This is a genomic window from Comamonas granuli NBRC 101663, assembly GCF_000739995.1.
Lineage (GTDB): Bacteria > Pseudomonadota > Gammaproteobacteria > Burkholderiales > Burkholderiaceae_C > Simplicispira > Simplicispira granuli.
This window is the reverse complement of record NZ_BBJX01000007.1, coordinates 57,045-73,420: the sequence shown is the minus strand read 5'-3', so window position 1 is coordinate 73,420 and position 16,376 is coordinate 57,045. Positions and strand designations below refer to the sequence as shown.

The 16,376-nt window shown below is 69.7% G+C and carries 15 protein-coding genes; 13 read left to right on the top strand and 2 right to left on the bottom strand.

What is annotated here, in order from left to right:
* Positions 1-2,079, top strand: a complete 2,079-nt coding sequence (locus tag CGR01S_RS09005; RefSeq protein ID WP_042425515.1) for a putative bifunctional diguanylate cyclase/phosphodiesterase — start codon at positions 1-3, stop codon at positions 2,077-2,079.
* A 25-nt stretch (positions 2,080-2,104) separates the two neighbouring features.
* Positions 2,105-3,586, top strand: coding sequence for an AMP nucleosidase (locus tag CGR01S_RS09000; RefSeq protein ID WP_042425831.1), 1,482 nt, complete (start codon positions 2,105-2,107; stop codon positions 3,584-3,586).
* A 97-nt stretch (positions 3,587-3,683) separates the two neighbouring features.
* On the opposite strand, the gene CGR01S_RS08995 is transcribed toward CGR01S_RS09000, so the two are convergent.
* Positions 3,684-4,931: an MgtC/SapB family protein gene (locus CGR01S_RS08995; RefSeq protein WP_042425512.1), complete on the bottom strand. Its 1,248-nt coding sequence runs from the start codon at positions 4,929-4,931 to the stop codon at positions 3,684-3,686.
* Between the two features lie 179 nt (positions 4,932-5,110).
* On the opposite strand from CGR01S_RS08995, the gene CGR01S_RS08990 reads away from it, so the two are divergent.
* The 4 genes from CGR01S_RS08990 to CGR01S_RS08975 are packed head-to-tail and all read left to right on the top strand — an operon-like array spanning position 5,111 to position 8,747.
* Complete coding sequence (locus CGR01S_RS08990) at positions 5,111-6,052, top strand: ATP-binding cassette domain-containing protein (protein ID WP_042425509.1); 942 nt, start codon at positions 5,111-5,113, stop codon at positions 6,050-6,052.
* A 24-nt stretch (positions 6,053-6,076) separates the two neighbouring features.
* On the top strand, positions 6,077-6,886 hold the full coding sequence (locus CGR01S_RS08985) for an ABC transporter permease (RefSeq protein WP_042425506.1): 810 nt from the start codon (positions 6,077-6,079) through the stop codon (positions 6,884-6,886).
* Positions 6,887-6,891: 5 nt separating this feature from the next.
* On the top strand, positions 6,892-7,392 hold the full coding sequence (locus CGR01S_RS08980) for a hypothetical protein (protein ID WP_042425503.1): 501 nt from the start codon (positions 6,892-6,894) through the stop codon (positions 7,390-7,392).
* A complete protein-coding gene (locus tag CGR01S_RS08975; protein ID WP_042425499.1) occupies positions 7,389-8,747 on the top strand; it encodes a GAF domain-containing protein in 1,359 nt (452 codons plus the stop codon). The genes CGR01S_RS08980 and CGR01S_RS08975 overlap by 4 nt, the downstream gene beginning before the upstream one ends.
* A gap of 4 nt (positions 8,748-8,751) precedes the next feature.
* Here the strand turns inward: CGR01S_RS08975 and CGR01S_RS08970 are convergent, their stop codons facing one another.
* Complete coding sequence (locus CGR01S_RS08970; protein ID WP_042425497.1) at positions 8,752-9,489, bottom strand: hemerythrin domain-containing protein; 738 nt, start codon at positions 9,487-9,489, stop codon at positions 8,752-8,754.
* A gap of 292 nt (positions 9,490-9,781) precedes the next feature.
* On the opposite strand from CGR01S_RS08970, the gene CGR01S_RS08965 reads away from it, so the two are divergent.
* From CGR01S_RS08965 to CGR01S_RS08935, 7 genes are all read left to right on the top strand, one after another.
* Entirely contained in the window at positions 9,782-10,630 is an 849-nt protein-coding gene (locus CGR01S_RS08965) for a 3-hydroxybutyryl-CoA dehydrogenase (protein WP_042425490.1), read from the top strand.
* A gap of 325 nt (positions 10,631-10,955) precedes the next feature.
* Positions 10,956-12,191, top strand: coding sequence for a branched-chain amino acid ABC transporter substrate-binding protein (locus CGR01S_RS08960; RefSeq protein WP_042425487.1), 1,236 nt, complete (start codon positions 10,956-10,958; stop codon positions 12,189-12,191).
* 7 nt (positions 12,192-12,198) lie between these two features.
* Positions 12,199-13,863, top strand: coding sequence for a long-chain-fatty-acid--CoA ligase (locus CGR01S_RS08955; protein ID WP_042425485.1), 1,665 nt, complete (start codon positions 12,199-12,201; stop codon positions 13,861-13,863).
* A 42-nt stretch (positions 13,864-13,905) separates the two neighbouring features.
* Entirely contained in the window at positions 13,906-14,736 is an 831-nt protein-coding gene (locus CGR01S_RS08950) for a crotonase/enoyl-CoA hydratase family protein (protein WP_042425482.1), read from the top strand.
* Positions 14,737-14,856: 120 nt separating this feature from the next.
* Positions 14,857-15,321, top strand: a complete 465-nt coding sequence (locus tag CGR01S_RS08945; RefSeq protein WP_042425479.1) for a MarR family winged helix-turn-helix transcriptional regulator — start codon at positions 14,857-14,859, stop codon at positions 15,319-15,321.
* A 53-nt stretch (positions 15,322-15,374) separates the two neighbouring features.
* Positions 15,375-15,794 (top strand): organic hydroperoxide resistance protein, encoded by a 420-nt coding sequence (locus tag CGR01S_RS08940; RefSeq protein WP_042425476.1) that lies wholly within the window; start codon positions 15,375-15,377, stop codon positions 15,792-15,794.
* A gap of 70 nt (positions 15,795-15,864) precedes the next feature.
* On the top strand, positions 15,865-16,341 hold the full coding sequence (locus tag CGR01S_RS08935; RefSeq protein ID WP_042425471.1) for a hypothetical protein: 477 nt from the start codon (positions 15,865-15,867) through the stop codon (positions 16,339-16,341).
* Positions 16,342-16,376: the final 35 nt, after the last annotated feature.

The window sequence follows — 16,376 nt, the reverse complement described above, 5'->3', positions numbered from 1 at the left end:
ATGCCGCATTCCGCTGTCGATGCCCCGGTGTCCTCCCCGGCGGACCAGGACGAGAAGCTCCTGCGTCTGATCGCGGATGCCGTGCCCGCGCTCATCGCCTACTTCGAGCTGCCGGGCATGCGCTGCCGCTTTGCCAACCGGGCCTACGCGGTGCAGTACGGGCATACCGTGCAGTCCGTGCGCGGCCTGACGACCGAGCAAATCGTCGGCGCCGACGCCTGGGAGGTCATCCGCCCCTATGCCGAGCGCTGCGCGCACGGCGAGGCGGTGCGCTACACGCGCGAGCAGACACTGTCCAGTGGCGAGATGCGCATGATCGAGGTCAACCTGCTGCCGCATTTCGACGGCACGACCGTGCCCGTGGGCGCGTTTGTGCTCATCACCGACATCACCGAGCGCTGGCGTGCCGAGCGCGCGGTGCGCCAGAGCGCCGAGAGCATGCGCAAATTCGCCGCGGCGACCGAGGAAGCCATCGTGTTCCACCGCGACGGCATCATCCTCGACGGCAACGAGGCCTTGTGCCGTCTCACGGGCCGGCCGCTGCACGAGATGCTGGGCCAGTCGATCTTTCAGTTCATCAGCCCGCAGTGGCACGCCACCACGCGCGAATACATGCGCCAGGGGCGCGAGGACCACTACGAAATCGCCGTGCAGCACCAGGACGGGCGCAGCATCCCCGTGGAGGTGGTGGGCAAGACCATGCGCGAGCCGGTCGCAGACTACCGCGTGGCCGTGCTGCGCGACATCACGGCGCGCAAGCAGGCCCAGGAGCGCGAGGCCTTTGCCCGGCTGCACGACCCGCTGACCGGCCTGCCCCACCGGCGCCACCTGATGGAGCAGCTCGAGCGCCGGCTGCTGCAGGCCGGGCAGGGCCCGCAGCACGCCGCGGTGCTGCTGGCCAACATCGACCACTTCAAGACGGTGAACGACTCGCTGGGCCAGCACGCGGGCGACGAGGTGCTGCGCGAAGTGGCGGCGCGCATTCGCCAGTGCGCACGCCAGGCCGACGTGGTGGCGCGCCTGGGCGCCGACGAGTTCGCCCTGGTGCTCGCCCCGCTGGCCACGCCCGAGGAGGCCACGGCCGTGGCCGACCAACTGCTGCACGCCATGCAGACGCCCTGCGCACTGGGCGCGCACACGGTGACGATGTCGCTGTCGATCGGCATCAGCCTGTTCCCCGAGGACGGCCACAGCGGCGATGCCCTGCTGCGCCACGCCGACGCCGCCATGTACCACGCCAAGCAGACCGGCCCCGGGCGGCGCCAGCGCTTCCAGAGCGGCATGGGCACGCGCGCCCTGGAGGTGCTCGAGCGCGAGCGCCAGTTGCGCGAGGCCATCGCGGCGCAGGCCTTCGTGCTGCACTACCAGCCCCAGATCAGCCTGCAGGACGGCCGGCTGCAGGGCCTGGAGGCGCTGGTGCGCTGGCGCCACCCGGTGCGCGGGCTGGTGGGGCCGGAGGAGTTCATCGGCTTTGCCGAGCAGCGCGGCCTGATCGCCGCCATCGGCCGCTGGGTGCTGCACGCGGCCTGCCGCCAGCTCAAGGCCTGGCAGGACGAGGGCCTGGCGCTGGTGCCCGTGGCGGTGAACCTCTCGGGCCTGGAGTTCCGCCAGCGCGACCTGGTGCAGGAGATCGCCGAGGTGCTGACCACCACCGGCCTGGCGCCGCAGTACCTGGAGATCGAGCTGACCGAATCCGTGCTCATGCACCACACCGGCCAGACCATAGACACCCTGCACGCGCTCAAGGCGCTGGGCGTGGGCATTGCGGTGGACGACTTCGGCACGGGCTATTCCTCGCTCGCCTACCTCAAGCGCTACCCCATCGACAAGCTCAAGATCGACCGCTCCTTCGTGCTCGACACCCCGGGCCACAGCGACGACGTGGCCATCGTCACCGCCATCGTGCAGATGGGGCGCAGCCTGCAGATGCGCACCGTGGCCGAAGGCGTGGAGAACGCGGCGCAGATGGCGCTGCTGCGCTCCCTGGGCTGCGACATGGTGCAGGGCTACCTGCTCTCGCCGCCCATGGACGCGCAGGACACGCGCCGCTGGCTGGGCACGGCGCCACCACCGGGCTGACACACGGCGCGTGGACAATACGGCCATGCACCTCATTCCCGAGTTCATCGCCCCCACGCAGCACACCGACCCGGCCCAGGCCCTGGCCCAGGTGCAGCGCATCTACCAGCAGCAGATCGGCCACCTGCGCAGCGCCATGCAGGGCTTTGTCGCCGGCCGCACGCCGCATGCGCCCGTGCGCGCCTTCTACCCCTTCGTGCGCATCCAGACCAGCACCGTGGCGCGCGCCGCCACGCCGCTGGCCTATGGCTTCGTCGAGGGGCCCGGGCGCTACGAGACCACGCTCACGCGCCCCGACCTGTTCTCCGACTACTACCTGGAACAGTTCCACCTGCTGCGCCGCAGCCACGGCGTGGAGCTGGAAGTGGGCACCAGCCAGCACCCCATTCCCATCCACTTCTCCTTCGCCGAGCACGACCACGTGGAAGGCACGCTGAGCCCCGAGCGGCGCATGCTCATGCGCGACCTGTTCGACCTGCCCGACCTCGCCGCCATGGATGACGGCATCGCCAACGGCACGCACCAGCACCGCCCGGGCGAGGCCCAGCCGCTGTCGCTGTTCACCGCGCCGCGCGTGGACTACTCGCTGCACCGCCTGCGCCACTACACGGGCACGCAGCCCGAGTGGTTCCAGAACTTCGTGCTGTTCACCAACTACCAGTTCTACATCGACGAGTTCGTGCGCCTGGGCCACGCCGAGATGGCCAAGCCCGACAGCGAATACACCGCCTTCATCGAACCCGGCAACGTGGTCACGCGCCGCGCGGGCCTGGCGGCCGAGCCGGGCGACGAGCTCGGCGCGCCGCCGCCGCGCCTGCCGCAGATGCCGGCCTACCACCTCGTGCGCCCGGACCGCAGCGGCATCACCATGGTCAACATCGGCGTGGGCCCGGCCAACGCCAAGACCATCACCGACCACATCGCCGTGCTGCGCCCGCACGCCTGGCTCATGCTGGGCCACTGTGCCGGCCTGCGCAACAGCCAGCAACTGGGCGACTACGTGCTCGCGCATGCCTATGTGCGCGAGGACCATGTGCTCGACGAGGACCTGCCGCTGTGGGTGCCCATCCCCGCGCTGGCCGAGATCCAGGTGGCGCTGGAGCAGGCCGTGGCCGACGTGACGCAAATGCCGCAGGACCAGCTCAAGCGCATCATGCGCACCGGCACCGTGGCCAGCACCGACAACCGCAACTGGGAGCTGCTGCCCGACAACCTGCCCCAGCGCCGCTTTTCCCAGAGCCGCGCCGTGGCGCTGGACATGGAGAGCGCCACCATCGCCGCCAACGGTTTCCGCTTCCGCGTGCCCTATGGCACGCTGCTGTGCGTCTCCGACAAGCCGCTGCACGGCGAGATCAAGCTGCCCGGTATGGCCAACCACTTCTACCGCGAGCGCGTGGACCAGCACCTGCGCATCGGCATGCGCGCCATCGCCATCCTGCGCGCCGGCGGCGTGCAGCGCCTGCACAGCCGCAAGCTGCGCAGCTTTGCCGAAGTGGCATTCCAGTGAACGCCCGCAGCGCCCGAACGCTATTGACTTGATAGCTGCTTGCGCAGCATGGACGGGCGCTGCAGGCCTTTTTCCTTGAAGTAACACCCCCCGGCCGCTACCACCGCAGCACCGCCACGAAGGCGGCCGTGTGCAGCAGCACGCCGCCGCCCGCCGCCAGGGCGTAGCGCCAGCCGCCGCTGGCCAGGGCGGCCACGCACTTGCTCACGGCATGCACGGCCAGCGCCACAGCCAGGGCATCGGCCAGGCCTGCGCCCGCCGCGTCCTGCGGCCGCCCCTGCGCAACGATGGCGGCCGTGGCCGCATGCACATCGGCCAGCGCGGCGAGCAGCGCGCCGGCCAGCAGCCCGGCCTCGCCCCACCAGGCGCGCAGCGCCTGCACCAGCACCTGCACGGCGGTGAGCAGGGCGGCGATCCACAGCGCATCGCGCAGCTTGAACAGCTCCGCGCCATCGGCCTCGGGCTGCGCCGCCGGGGCCGCACGGGGCGCATGGCGCAGCAGCAGCCCGCCCCAGGCCAGCGCCACGGCGCCGCCCGCCAGGGCCGGCGCCCACAGCCGCGGCAGCCACAGCGGCTGCACCGTGGCCGCGACCACCAGGATCTGGGCCATGGTGGCCACGCACGACAGCACGGCCGCCCCGCCCTGGGGACGCGCGCTCTCGCGCCCGGCGCGCACGGCCATCCCCAGGCTGGCGATGGTGGCGGTGCTGGAGATGAAGCCCGAGGCCAGGGCCGACAGGGCGCTGGCATGGCGCGCATCCATGAGCCGCCGGCCCAGGTGGGCGAGCGCCTGGATGAGCAGCAGCACCAGCACCAGGCGCAGCAGCACCTGCGGGTCCAGCGCCTCGCCCCACAGCGGCCGGTGCGGCACCAGCGGCAGCGCCAGCAGGGCCAGCGCCGCCAGGATCAGCCCACCGCGCACCTCGCCGGGGCGCAGCCAGTCGCGTGCGAACTGGTGCAGCGCCTCGCGCGCGGCCAGCAGGCTGGTGACGGCCACGGCCAGGCCCGCCGCCACCGGCAGGCTGCGCGTGCACAGCACGCCGATCAGGTAGGCCAGCAGCAGCGCGATCTCGGTCGTCACGCCAGGGTCGTCGGAGCGGTCGCGCGCATAGGCGACCACGCCCAGCAAGGCGATGAACACCGCCCCCACGGCCATGAGCAGCTCGCTGCCCAGCAGCGCCGCCGTGGCCCCGGCCAGCGCCGCCAGCGTGAACGAGCGCACACCCGCGAGCGCGCGCGTCGGGCCCTGGCCCTTGCGGCGTTCGCGCTCTATGCCCATCAGCAGGCCGCTGCCCAGCGCGCCCGCCAGCACGGCCAGTGTGTCCTGCAGGCCCGGTGTGTCCATGGCAATGGTTCTCCCTCAGTGTCTGCAGGAATTGGACCACGGAACACCGGCACCGTACCGCCGCCTGCAGCCACCCATTCACTCCTGTTTTCATAGCTATTAACGCTTGCTGAAAGGGCGCCGGAGGCCATTTTCATGCATAAAATACCAGGACCCGCGGATTGCCCCACAATCGCGGCATGGACGTGCTTTTCGAGGCCAGCGGGCTGCGCAAACGCTATGGCGACGCCACCGTGGTGGACGGCGTCTCCTTCGCCATCGCGCCGGGCGAATGCCTGGGCATCATCGGCCCCAACGGGGCGGGCAAGACCACCACGCTGCGCATGTGCCTGGGCCTGACCACGCCCGACGACGGCGCCATCCACTACCAGCCGCCGGGCGGCGGCCCCGTGCTGCACATGCCACAGGACGCGCTAGCCATCAAGGCGCAGATCGGCGTGGTCACGCAGTTCGACTCGCTGGACCCGGATTTCAGCTGCGAAGAAAACCTGCGCGTGTTCGGCCGCTACTTCGGCCTGGGCCACCACACGATGGACGAGCGCGCGCCGCGCCTGCTGGAGTTTGCCGCCCTCACGCACAAGGCGCAGGCCAAACCCGGGGAGCTGTCGGGCGGCATGCGCCGGCGCCTGTCGCTGGCGCGCGCGCTCGTCAACGCACCGCGCCTGCTGCTGCTCGACGAGCCCACCACGGGCCTGGACCCGCAGGCACGCCACCTGATGTGGGAACGCCTGCAGCAATTGCTGCAGGCGGGCACCTCCATCCTGCTGACCACGCATTTCATGGACGAGGCCGAGCGCCTGTGCACCCGCCTGCTCGTGCTCGACCAGGGCCGCACCATCGCGCAGGGCGCGCCGCGCGCGCTCATCGCCGAGCACCTGGAGCCCGACGTCGTGGAGGTGTACGGCGCCGGCGCCCTGGCCCTGGCGCAGGAGCCCGCGCTGCTGGCCCTGGCCGCGCGCACCGAGGTGAGCGGCGACACCGTGTTCTTCTACACGCGCGCGGCGCACCCGCTGCTCGACGCCCTGCTGCAGCGGCCGCACCTGCGCACCCTGCACCGGCCGGCGAACCTGGAGGACCTGTTCCTCAAGCTCACCGGGCGCCAGATCCGTGAGGGTGGATAAGACCCTGCGCCATGGAACACTGACATGCATCCACACCGCTCCCCCAGCCCCTGGCGCGCACCCGGCCTGTCGCTGCGCTGGTGGCCCGTGTTTCTGCGCAACCTGCTGGTGTGGCGCAAGCTCGCCATCCCCAGCCTGGTGGGCAATATCGCCGAGCCGCTGATGTGGCTCCTGGCCTTCGGCTACGGCCTGGGGGCACTGGTGGGCCAGGTCGCCGTGGAGGGCCGCACCGTGCCCTACATCCTGTTCCTGGCCAGCGGCTCGGTCTGCCTGAGCACCATGAACGCCGCCAGCTTCGAGGCGCTGTACTCGGCGTTCTCGCGCATGCATGTGCAAAAAACCTGGGACAGCATCCTGAACACGCCCGTGGCGCTGGACGACGTGGTGCTGGCCGAGATGCTGTGGGCGGCGTTCAAGGCGCTGTTCACGGCCACGGCCATCCTCGCGGTGATGCTCGCCCTGGGCATCAGCCACAGCCCCAAGCTGTTCATGGCCTGGGCGGTGCTGGCCTGCGCGGGCCTGATGTTCGCCAGCATCGCGCTGATCTTCAACGCCCTGGCCCGGGGCTACGATTTCTTCACCTATTACTTCACGCTGGTGCTCACGCCCATGATGTTCCTCTCGGGCGTGTTCTTCCCGCGCGAACAATTGCCGCCCGGGGTGCACGCGCTCTCGGGCTGGCTGCCGCTGACCCACGCCGTGGAGCTGGTGCGCCCGCTGTTCATGGACCAGTGGCCCGCGCACCCGCTGCGCCACGGCCTGGGCATGGCGCTCACCACGGCCGCCACCTACTGGATCGCGCTGGCGCTCACGCGCCGGCGCTTCGCCGCCTGACCCCCATGTCCCCGCCCGCCCTGCTCAACCCCCAGCACATCGCCATGGTGGACCGTGGCGTCTCGGTGATCGTGGCCTCGCGCGACGCGGCGCTGCGCCCCAGCATCATGCGCGGCGTGGGCAGCGCCATCGACCCCGGGGGCACGCAGGTCACGGTTTACCTGCGGCGCAGCCAGTCGCGCCAATTGCTGCAGGACATCGCTGCCGGCGGCGGCCTGGCCGTGGTGTTCAGCGAGCCGCCCACGCACCGCACGCTGCAGCTCAAGGCGCGCACGGCCACGCAGCGCCCGGCCGGCCCCGCCGACCTGCCGCTGCTGCAGCGCTACCTGGCGTCCATGCAACACGAGCTGGCCCAGGTGGGCTACGGGCCTGCCTTTGTCGCCGCCATGCTCTCGGCCCCGCTGGAGGACGTGGTGGCGGTGCAGTTCAGCCCCGAGGCGGCCTTTGACCAGACGCCCGGTCCGCGCGCCGGCACGCCCCTGCAGCCCTCCACGCCCACGCCATGACCGCCCCCTCGCTGCACAGCATCCGCCCCTGCCTGGAAGGCGCCATCCCGGCCGTCATGGCCACCTGCGCCAGCGACGGCACGCCCAACGTGGCCTACATCTCGCAGGTGGTCTACGTGGACGAGGGCCATGTGGCCCTGTCCTTCCAGTTCTTCAACAAGACGCGCGCCAACATCCTGGCCCATCCGCAGGCCTCGGTGCTGGTGCTCGACCCGGTGACGGCGCGCTTTTACCGCCTGCACCTGCGTTATCTGCGCACCGAAACCCACGGTCCGCTGTTCGAGAGCATGAAGGCGCGGCTGGCGGGCATCGCCTCGCACAGCGGCATGGCCGAGGTGTTCCGCCTCAAGGGCTCGGACGTGTATGCCGTGGAGCACATCGACGCCATCGACGGCGAGGGCCTGCCGCCCCCGCCCTGCCGCACCGGGCTGCTGCACCGCCTGCGCCAGTGCAGCGAGCGCATGGCCGCCTGCACCGGTCTGGACGAGCTGCTGCAGACCGCACTGGCCTGCCTGCGCGAGGCGCTGGGCATAGCGCACGCCATGGTGCTGCTGCTGGACGCGCCGGCCCAGCGCCTCTACACCGTGGCGAGCTGCGGCTACGCCACCTCGGGCGTGGGCTCGGAGATTGCGCTGGGGCATGGCGTGATCGGCGTGGCCGCGCGCGAAAACACCCCCGTGCGCATCAACCACATGGCGCACGCCGCACTCTACAGCCACGCCATGCGCAGCAGCCTGCAGGCCGGCAGCGCGGACGGCCCGGCACTGGCGCCGGGCACCGAGATCCCCTACCCCGGCCTGCCCGAGCCGCACAGCCAGCTTGCCGTGCCCATGGTGGCGGCAGGGCGCGTGCTGGGCGTGCTGTTCGTCGAGAGTGCGCGCGACATGGCCTTCGACTTCGAGGACGAGGACCTGCTGGTCGCGCTGGCCGGTCACCTGGGCGCCGCCATCGACCTGCTGCAGGCCGCGCCCGACAGCAGCGAGGCGCCCCCCGCACCCGCGGCCGCGCCCGCGCCCGCCGTGGGCGGCGCGCCCGTGCGCGTGCGCCACTATGCGTCGAACGACAGCATCTTCATCGACGGCGACTACCTCATCAAGGGCGTGGCGGGCGCCATCTTCTGGAAGCTGCTGCGCGACTACACGCAGGCCGGGCGCACCGATTTCACCAACCGCGAGCTGCGGCTGGACCCCTCGATCCGCCTGCCCGACGTGGCCGACAACCTGGAGGCGCGCCTGCTGCTGCTGCAGCGCCGCCTGCAGGAGAACGCCCCGCCCATGCGCATCGAGAAGACCGGGCGCGGGCGCCTGCGCCTGTGCGTGGCCTGCCCGGTACTGCTCGAGGAACAGGCGGGCTGATCGCTCACTGCAGGCCCGCGCCGGTCAGGCCCATGCCCAGGCCCGCCATAAGCTTGTCCCATTCCCGCGCCGTGAGGTGCGGGCGCACGACATCCAGCACGGCGCCGAAGGCCTCGGCCGGCGCCTGCTCGCGCATGCCGGCGAGCAGGCCCAGGCGCTCGGCCGGCGCCATGAAGGGCACCATCCAGCGCATCACCAGCATCATCTCGCCCGGCGGGATGGAGGACACCAGCGCGCCATGCACGGCCTGCAGCTCGGCGTCCGTGTAGTGCTGCCACAGCGCCGCGTTGTGCGCCGTTTCTTCCAGGTGCATGTGCTCGAAGTTGTGCGCCACGAACAGCGCCAGCTCGTGGTACAGGGCATGCGCGTGCGCCGCGCGCGCGCCGCGTGCGCACGCCGTCAGGCCGTGCAGGGCACGCGCCAGGCGCTGGATGGCCTGCTCATGGCCCTGGTGCTCATCCCCGGCCGTCTGGCTGGCGCCTGCGGCGCGCGCCTCGATCACGGGGTGGATGAAGCGGTTCTCGTGCTCCAGATGGGCCTGGCACAGGTCCAGCAGTTGCGCCACGCGCTGGCAGCCCTGGGTGAACTCCAGCTCGTCATCCACATCCAGGCGGCCCAGGCCCAGCAAGGTGTCGGCCATGAAGGCGCGCAAGGCCTTGTGGATGCCGGCGTACAGGTTCTCGCGCGGCACGGCGGGTTGGGCGGCGGCGATTTCGGCAATTTCGCGGGTATCGATTTTCATCAGTGTCTTTCCTGGCCCTGCGGGCCTGCGGTGGCGCGGACTGGTGCCGCGCCAGGCCGGGTGCCCCATGCACCCGCAGCCATACCGGAAAGTCTAGGAACCGGGGCCGCGCCGCGCTGCTAAAAATCCCTTAACTGAACCCTATCGATTTCTTAAAAACGCCTTCGCCCGCCAATTTCGTGAAATGCATCACACCGGCGCGCGCCGCCGCCTGCCACGGGTGCATGCCGGGCCGCGGGGCCAATGCCGCTACGATGGCGCTTGTTGTTTCACTTTTACGAGAGCATTTCTTATGAGCATCACCACGGTTGGCATCATCGGCGCCGGCACCATGGGCAACGGCATTGCCCAGGCCTGCGCGGTTTCCGGCATCCGCGTCGTCATGGTCGACATCTCCGACGCGGCCGTCCAGAAGGGGCTGGCCACCGTCGCCGGCAGCCTGGACCGCCTGATCAAGAAGGAAAAGATCACCCAGGCCGACAAGGATGCAGCCCTGGCGCGCATCCAGACCTCGACCCGCTACGAGGACCTCCAGGCCGCCCAGCTCGTCATCGAGGCGGCCACCGAGAACTACGAACTCAAGCTCAAAATCCTCCAGCAGGTGGACGGCATCGTCGCGCCCGAGGTCATCATTGCCTCGAACACCTCGTCGATCTCCATCACCAAGCTGGCCGCCGCCACCAGCCGTGCCGACCGCTTCATCGGCATGCACTTCTTCAACCCCGTGCCCATGATGGCGCTGGTGGAAATCATCCGCGGCCTGCAGACCAGCGATGCCACGCACGAGGCGGTCAAGCAGCTCGCCGTGGCGCTGGGCAAGAGCCCCATCACCGTGAAGAACGCCCCCGGCTTCGTGGTCAACCGCATCCTGGTGCCCATGATCAACGAGGCCTTCTTCGTGCTCGCCGAAGGCCTGGCCACGCCCGAGGACATCGACGCCGGCATGAAGCTCGGCTGCAACCAGCCCATCGGCCCGCTGGCCCTGGCCGACATGGTGGGCCTGGACGTGTGCCTGGCCGTGATGGACGTGTACCTCGCCGAGTTCGGCGACAGCAAGTACCGCGCCTGCCTGCTGCTGCGCGAGATGGTGGCCGCCGGCCGCCTGGGCCGCAAGACGGGCCGGGGCGTTTACCAGTACTGATCGCACTCCCTCCAGGCGGCGCTTGGGCGCCCCTGCAGGGCGCGGCAGCACGCAGCCCCGCCGCACCCGGCTCCCTCCCGCCGCGCCCGAGCTGCGCGGCGCGCGTCACACCAGCGCCTGCTGCCCGGCGCCTGCGCTCCCCCCACCCCCGAGGCCGCGCCCGAGCGGCACCCGTACCGGCGTGCCGCCATGCGTCAATCACCTGGGTGACCGCAGCACGCCGCGCGCGCGCACCGCCAGTCGCATGCATGACTGACCGTCCGCGACCGCCGATGCTTCAATCGTCCCGGCTTCTGATTTATTCACTACCTGCCGGAGACATTCGATGAAGAAGAAAGCGTTGTATGCGCTGATGGTTGCTGCTGCTTGCACGTTCGCCCACGCCGAGGAGACATTCAAGATCGGCATGATCGATCCGCTGAGCGGACCGATGGCCGACGTGGGCAAGATCTTTGAAAACCACCTGCGCTTCGCCGCCGACCAGATCAATGCGCGCGGCGGCATCAACGGCATCAAGCTCGAGGTGCTGGCCTACGACAACAAGCTCTCGACGGCAGAAAGCCAGGCGGCGCTGCAGGCCGCCGTGGGTGCCGGCGTCAAGGCCGTGTTCGTGGGCGGCGGATCGGCCGCAGCATCGGCCGTGGTCGCCGCCGCCAATCGCAACAACGCACGCAATCCGGACAAGCAGGTGCTGGTCTTCAACTATGGCGGCTACGACCCGGACCTGGTGGGCAAGCAATGCTCGTTCTGGCACTTCCTGACGGATGCGCAGGTGGAAATGCGCATGAAGGCGATGAGCGAGTTCGTGAAGAAGTCGGCCGACATCAAGAAGGTCTACTTCCTCAATCCCGACTACAGCTTCGGCCGCCAATGGACCGCCTACGGCAAGAAGCTGATCGGCGCCGCGCGCCCCGACGTCCAGTTCGTGGGCGAGGACTTCTTTCCCACCGGCATGGTCAAGGACTTTGCGCCCTACATCGCCAAGATGCGCGCCGCCGGTGCCGACACGGTGGTCTCCGGCAACTGGGGCAACGACATGGCGCTGATGATCCGTGCGGCCGGCGAATCGGGCTACAAGCTGCGCGTGCTGACGCACTCCAGCGCCAACAAGTCCACCATGATCGCCCTGTCCGCCGCCAAGACCGTCCAGCTCAGCATGGTCGGCGACTGGTATCCCGGCGCGAACAATCCGGAGCTCACGGCCCAGGCCACGGCCTTCGAGGCGAAATACCAGGAGCCCTTCTACCTGGCGCGCCTGTCGGTCGGCACGGAGCTGCTGCAAAAGGGCATCGAAAAGGCCAAGTCCACCGATCCGCTGAAGATCGCGCTGGCGCTGGAGAACCTGAGCTACAAGTCCGTGGTGGGCGACGTGACCATGCGCAAGGACGACCACCAGTTCCTTTCGCCGCAGATCATCTACACCAGCCACCCGGTCGACGGCAAGCGCGTCACCAAGGGCTTTGACGGCACGGACTACGGCTTCATCAAGGAGTCCGAATCGTCGGCGCAGTCGCTCACGCTGCCCAATGAGTGCGACATGAAGCGTCCCAACGGCGTTTGAGGCGGCCATGAGCGAACATCCCTGGATCAAGACCTATCCGCCCGGCACCCGTTGGAATGCGCCGCTGCGCACACTGGCGCTCCCGCAGATGCTGGACGGCGCTGCCGCGCGCTGGCCGGCGCGCTGCGCGCTGCATTTCGAGGGCCGCAGCTTCAGCTACGCCGAACTGGCCGACCTGTCGGACCGCATGGCGCAGGGACTGCTTCGCTTGGGCATAGGGCCCGGCTCCCATGTCGGGCTCTATCTGCCGAACACGCCGCACTACATCATCAGCTTCTTTGCGGTGCTCAAGGCGGGCGCGACCGTGGTGAATTACTCGCCGCTGGACGCCGGCGCTGCGCTGGAGCACAAGATCGGCGACAGCACAACCGACTTCATCGTGACGCTGGATACCCCCGCCTTGTTCGCAAAGATGAACGGGTTTCTGGGCACGACGCGGCTGCGCGGCCTGATCGTCGGCTCGGTGAACGAGTTCGGCGGCGCCAGCGCCCCGCAGGAGACGCATGCCGTGGCCTGGGACGCGCAGCGCCTGCGCTTCGCCGACCTGCTCACGGCCCCGCCGGCCGCCGGGGCTGCGCTGCCCCAGCCGCCCGCCCTGGATGCCGTGGCCGTGCTGCAATACACCGGCGGAACCACCGGCCACCCCAAGGGCGCCATGCTCACGCATGCGAACCTGAGTTCGGCCGTGTCGCAGGTGTGGCACACGCTGGTGGGCGCCGGCACGCTTGCCGAGGGCGAGGAGACGTTTCTTTCGGTCCTGCCGCTGTTCCACATCTATTCGCTGGTCGTGAACATGCTGTTCGGTCTGAGCATCGGCGCCAAGCTGATCCTGCACCAGCGTTTTGACCTGCAGGCGGTGCTCGACGAAATCGTGGCCAGCAAGGTCAGCGTCTTTCTGGGCGTGCCGACCATGTACGTGGCCTTCACCGGCCACCCGGACATTGGCCGCACAGACCTGTCCTCGCTCAAGTTCTGCAACTCGGGCGGCGCCCCCATCGCGGCCGAGGTGTTCCAGAAATTCGTGCGCCTGGCGCAGTGCCGGCTGCAGGAAGGCTGGGGCATGACGGAGTCGTGCACCATGGCCACGGCCTCGCCCGGCGTCGGTTCGCACCGTGCGGGCTCCTGTGGCATTCCTGTGCCGGGCGTTGAGGTCAAGGTGATCAGTCTCGACCAGCAGGCCGAGGTGCCGCTGGGCACGCACGGCGAGCTGTGCATCCGCGGCCCCAATGTCATGAAGGGCTACTGGAACAACCCCGAGGCGACCCGCGAGGCCATGACCGCCGACGGCTATCTGCGCACCGGCGACATCGGCTACATGACGAAGGAAGGCTTCGTCTACATCGTCGACCGCACCAAGGACATGATCATCTGCGGCGGCTTCAACGTCTACCCGCGCAACATCGAGGAAGCCATCTACCGCCATCCCGCCGTGGAGGAGGTGATCGTGATCGGTGTGCCCGATGCCTATCGCGGCCAGTCGCCCAAGGCCTTCGTCAAGCTCAAGGAGGGCAGCGCGCCGCTCACGCTCGAGCAACTGCGCGGCTTTCTTGGCGAGTACCTGGGCAAGCACGAAATGCCGCATGCCCTGGAGCTGCGCGCCGAACTGCCCAAGACGGCCGTCGGCAAGCTCTCGAAGAAGGATTTGTACACCCAGGAGCTGGGCGCCGCCTGACGCAGCCCCACCGCCCTCCCGCACGAAAAGGAATTCCGAACCATGTCTTGCGCCTTGGCCATCGCCCCTCCCACCGTCCCACCGCCCGAAGGCTGCATCGACACCCAAGTGCTCGGGCACATTCTGCTGATCGGCATCAACCGTCCGGCCAAGCGCAACGGCTGGACGCCGGCCATGTTCCGCCAACTGGCCGAGGCCTATACGCGCCTGGACGACGATCCCGCGCTGCGCGTGGGTGTGCTGCATGCGTTTGGCGATCACTTCACGGGCGGCCTGGACCTGCCCGCCGTCACCGCCTATATGCAGCGCGGCGAAAAGGCCATTCCCGAAGGCCTGGTGGAGCCACACGACTTCGGCCAGCCCGGCTACCGGCGCCGCACCAAACCCATGGTGGTGGCCGTCAAGGGCATTTGCTTCACGGTGGGCATTGAGCTCATGCTGGGCGCAGACATCGTGGTTGCGTCGGACAACTGCCGCTTCTCGCAGATGGAGGTGCAGCGCGGCATCATGGCCACGGGCGGCGCCACGCTGCGCATGGCCGAGCGTGCCGGCGCCGGCAATGCGCTGCTGCACCTGCTGACCGCCGACGAGTTCGACAGCGCCGAGGCCTTGCGCCTGAATTTCGTGCAGAAGGTGGTCCCTGCAGGCCAGGAGCTGGACGAGGCGCTGGCCATTGCCCGGCGCATCGCCGCCCAGGCGCCGCTGGCGGTGGTGGCCACCCGGCTCAATGTGCTCAAGGCGATTGAGCAAGGCCAGGCGGCGGCGGTGGCGGACTTCGTTCCCGTGCAAAAGCAGTTGGCCAACAGCGCTGATGCCGCCGAAGGGGTGCGCGCGTTCGTCGAACGGCGGCCCGCGCAGTTCAGCGGCCGCTGAACGCGCGCCCAGGTGCGCCCATGCACACGCATGGCGCGCACCCCGGCGCCAATTCCACACTGCTGACAAAGTTTTTGCAATTTAATTGCACACAATTTAATTGTTTGCGATAATTTTTTTATGTCTACCGCCGAACACGCCACCGACCGCCCCAGCCCCCCCCTCCTGTGGCTCGACAACCAGGTGTGCTTTGCGCTGTATTCGACCTCGCTGACGATGACCAAGCTCTACAAGCCGCTGCTCGATGCCATCGGCCTGACCTACCCGCAGTACCTCGTGATGCTGGTGCTGTGGGAGCAGGACGGACCCACGGTGTCCGAGCTCGGCGAGCGCCTGTTCCTCGACTCGGGCACGCTGACGCCGCTGCTCAAGCGCCTGGAGGCCGCGGACCTGGTCGCGCGCCAGCGCGACCCGCAGGACGAGCGCCGCGTGCGCATCCGCCTCACCCCCCGGGGCCGCGCGCTGCGCGACGAGGCCGAGAGCGTGCCCGCCTGCGTGCTGCGCAGCAGCCGCACCGCCCTGCCCGAACTGCAGGCGCTGACGCGCCAGCTCCAGGCCCTGCGCGCCCAGCTCGGCCAGGCCTGAACCCACCGATTCCCTCCCGCCCGCCCCGGGCACCACCCGCAAAGGAAAGCACCATGGCCACCCTCGACAAAGTTCTCTACACCGCCCGCGCCCACACCACCGGGGGACGCGACGGCGCCTCGCGCACCGACGACGGGCGTCTGGACGTGAAATTGTCCTCGCCCGGCACCTCGGGCACCGGCACCAACCCCGAGCAGTTGTTCGCCGCCGGCTACTCCGCCTGCTTCATCGGCGCGCTCAAGGCCGTGGGCGGCATGCAGAAGATCGCCGTGCCGCAGGACGTGGCCGTGGACGCCGAAGTGGACCTGGGCCCCATCACCGGCGGCTATGGCATCGCCGTGCGCCTGCAGGTGCACCTGCCCGGCATGGAGCGCGCCGCCGCCCAGGCCCTGGTGGACGCAGCGCACCAGGTCTGCCCCTACTCCAACGCCACGCGCGGCAACGTCAACGTGACGCTGACCCTGGCGCCCTGAGCCCGCAATCGCTACTAAAATGGGAGCTGCCAGCGCTTGATGGAAGAGCGCTGCAGCTCTTTTTTGCCTTATGACCACCAGCGCCGACCCGGCCCGCCACTTCGCACGCCAGCACGAGCAGCTGGATGCGCAACTGCATGCCCACCTGCTCGACGTGGTGGGCTGCGACTTTGCCAGCGCCCAGCAGGGCCTGCAGCGCTGGCGCGCCGGGCTGGCGCGGCACATCGAGGTGGAAGACACCCTGCTGCTGCCCCACGTGCCCGAGGGCGCGCGCTGGGCGGCGCGCGTGTACCGGCTGGAGCACGAGCGCATCGCCCTGCTGGCCGACGAGTACGCCGAGCGCCTGCAGGCCGTGCTCGCCCAGCCGCCGCGCGACGCCCAGGCCCAGCGGCGCGCCGCGCTGTTCCTGCTCGACGCGGTGCACGCGCTGCGCCACGTGCTGGAGCACCACCACGAGCGCGAGCACTCGGCCCTGGCGCAGGAGCTGCCGCAGGCGCTGCAGGAAGCGGCCTGGCGCAGCCTGGAGGCCGGCGCACCGCCGCCCTGAACGCGGTCCGGGCGGGGCACGGCAGCGGGCCGTGC